Source organism: uncultured Wocania sp. (genome assembly GCF_964021735.1).
Classification (GTDB): domain Bacteria; phylum Bacteroidota; class Bacteroidia; order Flavobacteriales; family Flavobacteriaceae; genus Wocania_A.
Map to the genome: position 1 here is coordinate 1 of NZ_CAXIBN010000146.1, position 7,773 is coordinate 7,773.

The 7,773-nt window shown below is 32.5% G+C and carries 9 protein-coding genes; 7 read left to right on the forward strand and 2 right to left on the reverse strand.

What is annotated here, in order from left to right; genetic code table 11:
* Positions 1–58: 58 nt before the first annotated feature.
* Complete coding sequence (locus AADI82_RS11870; RefSeq protein WP_341216646.1) at positions 59–1,162, reverse strand: formylglycine-generating enzyme family protein; 1,104 nt, start codon at positions 1,160–1,162, stop codon at positions 59–61.
* 403 nt (positions 1,163–1,565) lie between these two features.
* On the opposite strand from AADI82_RS11870, the gene AADI82_RS11875 reads away from it, so the two are divergent.
* The 7 genes from AADI82_RS11875 (at position 1,566) to AADI82_RS11905 (ending at position 6,465) form a co-directional block, all read left to right on the forward strand.
* The gene (locus AADI82_RS11875; protein ID WP_341216647.1) at positions 1,566–1,757 is read left to right on the forward strand and encodes a hypothetical protein; all 192 of its coding nucleotides are present in this window, start codon (positions 1,566–1,568) and stop codon (positions 1,755–1,757) included.
* A 55-nt stretch (positions 1,758–1,812) separates the two neighbouring features.
* On the forward strand, positions 1,813–2,670 hold the full coding sequence (locus AADI82_RS11880) for a YicC/YloC family endoribonuclease (RefSeq protein WP_341216648.1): 858 nt from the start codon (positions 1,813–1,815) through the stop codon (positions 2,668–2,670).
* Between the two features lie 85 nt (positions 2,671–2,755).
* Complete coding sequence (gmk, locus tag AADI82_RS11885) at positions 2,756–3,346, forward strand: guanylate kinase (RefSeq protein ID WP_341216649.1); 591 nt, start codon at positions 2,756–2,758, stop codon at positions 3,344–3,346.
* A 2-nt stretch (positions 3,347–3,348) separates the two neighbouring features.
* Positions 3,349–3,927, forward strand: coding sequence for a nicotinate (nicotinamide) nucleotide adenylyltransferase (nadD, locus tag AADI82_RS11890; protein ID WP_341216650.1), 579 nt, complete (start codon positions 3,349–3,351; stop codon positions 3,925–3,927).
* Positions 3,928–4,001: 74 nt separating this feature from the next.
* The gene (locus tag AADI82_RS11895; RefSeq protein ID WP_341216651.1) at positions 4,002–4,739 is read left to right on the forward strand and encodes a lysophospholipid acyltransferase family protein; all 738 of its coding nucleotides are present in this window, start codon (positions 4,002–4,004) and stop codon (positions 4,737–4,739) included.
* Between the two features lie 9 nt (positions 4,740–4,748).
* Positions 4,749–5,741, forward strand: coding sequence for an acyl-ACP desaturase (locus tag AADI82_RS11900; RefSeq protein ID WP_341216652.1), 993 nt, complete (start codon positions 4,749–4,751; stop codon positions 5,739–5,741).
* Between the two features lie 64 nt (positions 5,742–5,805).
* The gene (locus tag AADI82_RS11905) at positions 5,806–6,465 is read left to right on the forward strand and encodes an HD domain-containing protein (protein ID WP_341216653.1); all 660 of its coding nucleotides are present in this window, start codon (positions 5,806–5,808) and stop codon (positions 6,463–6,465) included.
* On the opposite strand, the gene AADI82_RS11910 is transcribed toward AADI82_RS11905, so the two are convergent.
* A complete protein-coding gene (locus tag AADI82_RS11910; RefSeq protein ID WP_341216654.1) occupies positions 6,462–7,535 on the reverse strand; it encodes a PA0069 family radical SAM protein in 1,074 nt (357 codons plus the stop codon). The two genes, AADI82_RS11905 and AADI82_RS11910, sit on opposite strands and share 4 nt — an antisense overlap.
* Positions 7,536–7,773 lie beyond the last annotated feature (238 nt).

The window sequence follows — 7,773 nt, forward strand, 5'->3', positions numbered from 1 at the left end:
CCACCTTGAGTACACAAACCTTTATCAAATAGATAGAGGTTTTTTTTATTTAAAAAAATCATTTTTTCATCAACATATCAAGACTTACAACCGTTCTAAACCCAATATGCTCCGATGAAGAGTCTCTACTAGAACCCATTCTAGAAGATACCCTATAACTAGCACAATACGTATAACTACATAAAAAAGACCCTCCCTTTATAATTTTCTCTTGTATATAAGGATTGTTAGGATTATAAGCTTTATCTGCTCCTTTAGGGTTAATTATCACTGTATTTGCTGATGCTAGTTCTGTATAGTAATTTACATTATACCAATCCATAGTCCATTCCCAAACATTACCAGCCATATCATATAACCCAAAATCGTTTGGAGGATACGATTTTACGGGAGCGCTTCTTTCAAAACCATCTTCCAAAGTATTAAACACAGGGAATTCACCCTCCCAAGTATTTGCTTTCTTAGGTAGTAAACTACTATCATCTCCCCAAAAATAAGTGGTATTTTCTTTGTTTGCTCTAGCAGCATATTCCCATTCTGCTTCGGTTGGCAAACGTCTGCCTGCCCATTTACAATAGGCCTGAGCATCTTCAAAAGCAATATGTGTTACAGGGTAATTTTCTTTACTCTCTAAAGAAGAGTTTACACCAGTTGGATGTTTCCAATTTACTCCAATAGCCCACTGCCACCATTGCGAAAAATCATATAAATTAGGAACCGATGTTTTAGTTTTTTTAAACATTAAAGAGCCTGGTTGTAAAATGGTATCATGAGGTTTTGCTGTTCCTTCTGGCAGTTGTTTTTTCATCTCTTCCCAATCAATTTCCCTTTCAGCTACAGTAATATATCCTGTTTCATCAACAAATTTTGAAAATTGAGCATTTGTCACCTCAGTTATATCCATAAAAAACCCATCGACACTAACTTGGTGTTGTGGTTTTTCGTGCATCATAGCTATTTTATCTTGCGGAACTGCGCCTTGTAAAAAAGATCCTTTAGGAATCCAAACCATCCCCTCTGGCGGATTATTAACTAAACTATCTAATTTGCTAGTTTTAAGTTTACTATTCGTATCTTCAATTGTACGTGTTTTTTGCTCTTTACAACTTAAAAAAGCTAAAAAACAAAGGCAAGATATAAGGCTATATATATTATTTTTCATTAAATTTTGTTGAAATATTAATGGTAAAAATATTAATTTACTTTTACTAAATATTCATGCTTTAGAGATAAAGTCTTTTATTTTGTGAATTATTTTAAATTACTCTGCATAATGCTAAAAACTAAATATCTCGTTTTTGTTTTATATTTCTTCTTGTAACAAGAAAGAAAAGGTAACGAATAACAGCTCAGCAAAACCTAACATTATCTATATTTTAGCTGATGATTTAGGTTATGCCAAATTAGGGGCTTATGGTCAATAAAAAATAAAACTCCAAACATTAATACATTGACTAAAAATAGTATGTTATTTACTCAACACTATTCTGGTGCTCCTAGTATGCGCTCCAGCTAGGGCGTCATTACTTACAGGAAAGCATTTAGGGCATCTTATATAAGAGGAAATGACGAATGGCTTGACAGAAGAAAGGTTTGAGATTATCGTGAAATGGCATAAAGACTCAACTTTAGAAAGCCAACGTCCTTTACCAAAAAGCACATTAACTTATACTAAGTTATTAAAAAAAGAACACACCACACCTGAAATTGATAAATTTAAAATTGAAGCTTTAGAAAACATTATTAATTTTAAATAATACATTCCTAAACTTTAGGTTTTACTTACCTTTGTGTAACTTAATATATTTGAATATGATACATTCAATGACAGGTTACGGAAAATCTGTATTGCAATTACCAACAAAAAAAATTACTATAGAACTCAAATCTTTAAATAGTAAAAATTTAGATTTGAATGCTAGAATGCCTTCTATTTATAGAGAAAAAGAACTTGCTATAAGAAAACTTCTTGCTAAAAAATTAGAACGTGGTAAAATAGATTTTTCAATTTATGTTGAAACAACCGCTGAAGACACTTCAACTCAAATTAATGCGCCTGTTGTTAAACAATACATTAATCAATTAAAAAAAGTGGTTGATGGCGATGATATGAATTTACTTAAAATGGCAGTTCGTTTTCCCGATGCATTAAACACTATTCGCGAAGAAATTGACGAAACTGAATGGCAATCTATTCAAAATGAAATAAACACAGCAGTGGATAACTTGTCTAATTACCGCTTAACCGAAGGCAAAGTTTTGGAGCAAGATTTTAATAATCGTATTGTTATTATTGCCGATTTACTTGAGCAAGTAATTACTATGGATCCTGATAGAATAGATGGTGTTCGCGAGCGTTTAACAAAAGGTATTGAAGAGTTAAAAGAAAAATATGATGAAAATCGTTTTGAGCAAGAACTTGTTTACTACATAGAAAAATTTGATATTACTGAAGAAAAAGTACGATTGAAAAACCATTTGAACTACTTTACTGAATGCTTAAACTCTAACGATTCCAACGGTAAAAAATTAGGTTTTATAAGTCAAGAAATAGGTCGAGAAATAAATACTATTGGCTCTAAAAGTAATTATGCCCCAATGCAACAATTGGTTGTGCAAATGAAAGACGAATTGGAAAAAATTAAAGAACAATTGTTAAATGTGCTGTAAAAAGCTAGCAGCATTCAGTTTCAGTTGGCAGTAAAAATAAGATTGTCGGGTCAAGCGCAGTCGAGACCTCATTAAAATACTATTCGTGGCAAAAAAAGAAAGTAAAAAACAAGGTAAACTTATCGTGTTTTCAGCACCATCAGGTTCTGGTAAAACAACTATTGTAAGACACTTATTGGGTATTGAAGATTTAAACTTAGAATTCTCAATATCGGCAACATCAAGAGCAAAACGCGGCGAAGAAATAGACGCAAAAGATTATTATTTTTTGAGTGCAAAAGAGTTCAAAAATAAAATTAAAAACGACGAGTTTTTAGAGTGGGAAGAAGTATATCGTGATAATTTTTACGGTACTTTAAAAACCGAAGTCGAGCGTATTTGGGCAAAAGGAAAACATGTTATTTTTGATATTGATGTGTCTGGAGGATTACGTATAAAGCGAAAATTTCCAGAAGAAACACTAGCTGTTTTTGTAAAACCACCAAGTATAGACGAACTTAAAATTAGATTAAAAAAACGCAAAACTGAAACTGAAGATAAAATAAATATGCGCATTGCAAAAGCCTCTGCAGAGCTTGCAACAGCACCTTTATTTGATATAATTATTGAAAATGATAATTTAGAAAACGCACTTAACGAAGCTGAAAATTTAATTAGCAATTTTGTAAACTCTTAAACATGAAGGTTGGATTGTATTTTGGCTCTTTTAACCCTATCCATATTGGGCATCTTGTAATTGCAAACCATTTAGTAGAGCATAGCAATTTAGACCAAATATGGTTTGTTGTAACACCACACAATCCGTTTAAAAAAAAGAGGAGCTTACTAGATAATTATCAACGTTTAGAAATGGTTTATCGTGCCACGAAAGACTACACCAAACTAAAACCAAGCGATATAGAATTTAATTTACCGCAACCCAATTACACTATAAATACGCTTACCTATTTACAAGAAAAATATCCAGATTATAAGTTCTCCTTAATTATGGGTGAAGACAATTTAAAGAGTTTTCATAAGTGGAAAAATTTTGAATTAATACTTAAAAATCATCATATTTACGTGTACCCAAGAATTTCTAAAGGACACGCCGAAACACAATTCGATAATCATAAAAAAATTCATCATATCGATGCGCCTATAATGGAGCTGTCTTCAACCTTTATTCGCAACGCCATTAAAACTGGTAAAAATATTCAGCCTATGCTACCACAACACGTTTGGGAATATTTAGATGAAATGAATTTTTATAAATAACAGACTCATTATTAATTGCAAAATAACATTTACATTCCTCTATATTAAAACTAAGTTTTTATGTATTTTTGGGCATGCTTAAACTATTGTCATACCCCTTAACTTTTTTGTATTACTTAGCTTTTTTATTAACCTTAGTAATATTCCATCCTATACAATGGTTTTGTTTTAATGTTTTTGGCTATCAAGCACACAAAAAAAGTGTCGATATTTTACAATTTTGCTTAATGCGTTGTGCTAATATTTTAGGAACTCGTTTCTCGTTTCATAATCCGCATAACATAGATACTAATCAACCTCTAATTATTGTTGCCAATCATCAAAGTTTACACGATATATACCCGCTTACTTGGTATATGCGAAAATATCACCCAAAATTTATAAGTAAAATTGAATTAGGCAAAGGCATACCCAGTGTATCGTACAATTTACGTCATGGCGGAGCTGCCTTAATAGACAGAAAAAATCCAAGACAGTCTCTTCCAGCTCTTATGAAATTTGGCGAGTACATTGAAAAAAATAAACGTGCTGCAGTTATTTTTCCCGAAGGTACACGAAGCAAAGACGGAAACCCAAAACCCTTTCAAACAAAAGGTTTAGAAATTCTGTTTAAAAAAATACCATCAGCTTTAGTTGTTCCTATTTCAATTAATAACTCCTGGAAAATAGTCCGTTATGGTAAATTTCCTATGGGATTAGGTACTCATATTACTTTTACTGTCCATAAGCCTATAAAAGTTAGTACCTTTGCAAGCAAGCAAGATCTTTTAAATAGTATTGAAACTACTATAAAAGAACATATTCATCCTTAAAATTAAATTATGTCGTCGAAGAATGTTAGATTAGAAGTCATGCAGTTTTTAGAAAAAGACGTTGAATCTCTAATAGAAAAATATCTTATTCCAATAGAAAAAATATGGCAACCTACAGATTTTTTACCAAACTCTGAAAGTGATCATTTTTTTGAAGACGTTAGAGAAATAAGAGAACTCTCAAAAGAATTACCTTATGATTTTTGGGTAGTTTTAGTTGGTGATATGATTACCGAAGAAGCTTTACCAACATACGAATCGTGGCTTATGGATGTTGAGGGCGTTAAGCAACAAGATAGAGAAAATCCTTGGGCAAAATGGGTGCGCCATTGGACTGGTGAGGAAAACCGCCATGGCGATGTACTTAATAAATACTTATACCTTTCTGGTCGTGTAAACATGCGTGAAATTGAAAAGACCACACAATATTTAATTGCTGATGGTTTCGATATTGGAACAGATAGAGACCCTTATAAAAACTTTGTTTATACCAGTTTTCAAGAACTAGCAACTTATGTATCTCACAATCGAGTTGCAAAACTTGCTAAAGAGAAAGGGAACAAGCAACTTGCTAAAATGTGTAAAATTATTTCGGGTGACGAAATGCGACACCATCATGCTTATTCTGAGTTTGTAGAGCGCATTTTTAAAGTAGACCCTAGCCAAATGATGATGGCTTTTCATTATATGATGAAACAAAAAATAACGATGCCTGCTCATTTTTTAAGAGAGTCTGGAGATAAAATAAGTACGGCTTTTGAAGAGTTTTCTAATACCGCACAACGAATTGGTGTTTATACTTCAAAAGATTATGTTGATATTTTGCAGAAATTAATTGTTCGTTGGGAAATTGATAAAATTACTAACCTTACCGATGAAGCCGAAAAAGCCAGAGACTACTTAATGAAACTTCCAAGTAGAATGTTACGTTTAGCAGACCGCGTTAAAATTCCTGAAAACTCTTTTGAGTTTAAATGGGTGGAGCCTGCAGTTATAAAGTAGTTAATTATATTTAATTTATAAATCAATTCCTTTCTTAATCGAAAGGAATTTTTATTTTTATATTATGCGTACTTCCACAGAAATAATAAATAAGACTATAACCTTTGTAAAAGAAACACTTACCGATGCAGAAGGCGGGCACGATTGGTTTCACACCCTAAGGGTGTACAATAATGCCTTACTCATTTCTAAAAATGAAGTAGTAGATGTGTTTATTGTGCAGTTAGGCGCATTACTTCATGATATTGCCGATAGTAAATTTAATAATGGTGATGACACTATTGGTCCTAAAATAGCACGCGAATTTTTATTTAAACTCAATGTCGATTCTACAATTATTGAGCATGTTATAAAAATTATTGAAAACGTATCTTTTAACAAGTCTTTAGAAAAAGGACAAAATTTTAAATCATTAGAATTAGACGTTGTTCAAGATGCCGACAGACTTGACGCGATTGGGGCGATTGGTATTGCGCGTTGTTTTAATTATGGCGGTTTTAAAAACAGAGCGCTTTATAATCCAGAAATTAAGCCAAATCTCAATATGAGTAAAGCTGAATATAAAGCATCAAATGCACCAACAATCAATCATTTTTACGAAAAACTATTGTTGTTAAAGGATAAAATGAACACCAAAACTGGGAGACGAATTGCCACAGATAGGCATGCTTATATGCTAGGTTTTTTAGATAAGTTTTATGAAGAATGGAACGGAAAAGCTTAAAACAACTTTAATTGCCCAACTTTATAAGTTTCGTGTAAATCGCAATTTAGTTTTGGCATAACCTTATTTTTAAAATACTTTTTTCTAGCTAAACGTACCAACATATTTATTTGTTCTGCTATTTTACCTTCGCCTCGCATACGTGTTCCGTAGCGGCTATCGTTTAAATTTCCTCCATGGCAACTTTCTATTTGGTGTAAAACCTTATCAGCGCGATCGGGCATGGTTTTTTTAATCCAATCGGTAAAAATTTCGCCAATCGCTCCATTAAGTCTAACAATGGTATGCGCTATTCCTAGTGCGCCATAATCTGATGCTGCTTTAGCTAATGATAAAATTTCGTGGCTGTTTATTGATGGAATAATGGGTGCTAACATCACGTTAACAGGAATACCATTTTCGCTTAATATTCTAACCGTTTCTAGTCGCTTTTTTATAGTTGCTGTTCTGGGTTCTAAAATACGTCTTGTATCTTCAGATAGTGACGTAATAGACATATTTACACCTATTAAATTATCTTTAGCTAACGCTTTCAAAAGATCTAAATCACGAAGTATTAAGGCATTTTTTGTAATAATAGCAACCGGGTGCTTATATTTTAAAAACACTTCTAAACATTGCCGTGTTATTTTAAATTGCTTTTCGGCGGGTTGGTAACAATCGGTGTTTCCAGACATGACGATGGGGTGCGCTTTCCAACTTTTCTTTTTAATTAAAGCTTCTAATAATTTTGGTGCGTCTTTTTTTATCATAATGCGACGCTCAAAATCTAAACCTGCACTATAACCCCAAAATTCGTGCGAGTTTCTAGCATAGCAGTAAATACAACCGTGTTCGCAACCTTGGTAGACATTCATAGAGTATGCCATCCCTATATCTGGACTCTCAACTTTATTGACTATCGTTTTAGGAAACACTTCTAAATAAAGTGTTTTATTTTTATCACTTTCTTCGCCTTCTTTTTGACAGAATTCTAAAAAATCGTCACGCATGTCATGACTTAATTCGAAGAAACGATTAGGGACATTAAGTTGCGCACCACGTCCTTTTATGGCAGATTTTGGGTTCATTACAGTAAAATAAAGATTGAATGTGCTTTGAATAGCACTTTAAAATTACTTATAATTTGTTTTGAAAACTGTTAAAACGAAAATGGGTTATTAACAACTCGATAAATCGAGGTTTCATGATTAAAAATTCCAGAATAGGTAGCGATGTATATTCAACTTGACTTTGTAAAAATTTTCAGCTACCTTCGTTTAACGGCTGATATAAAACATTAAAACGATTTCATATCAGTTGAGCATT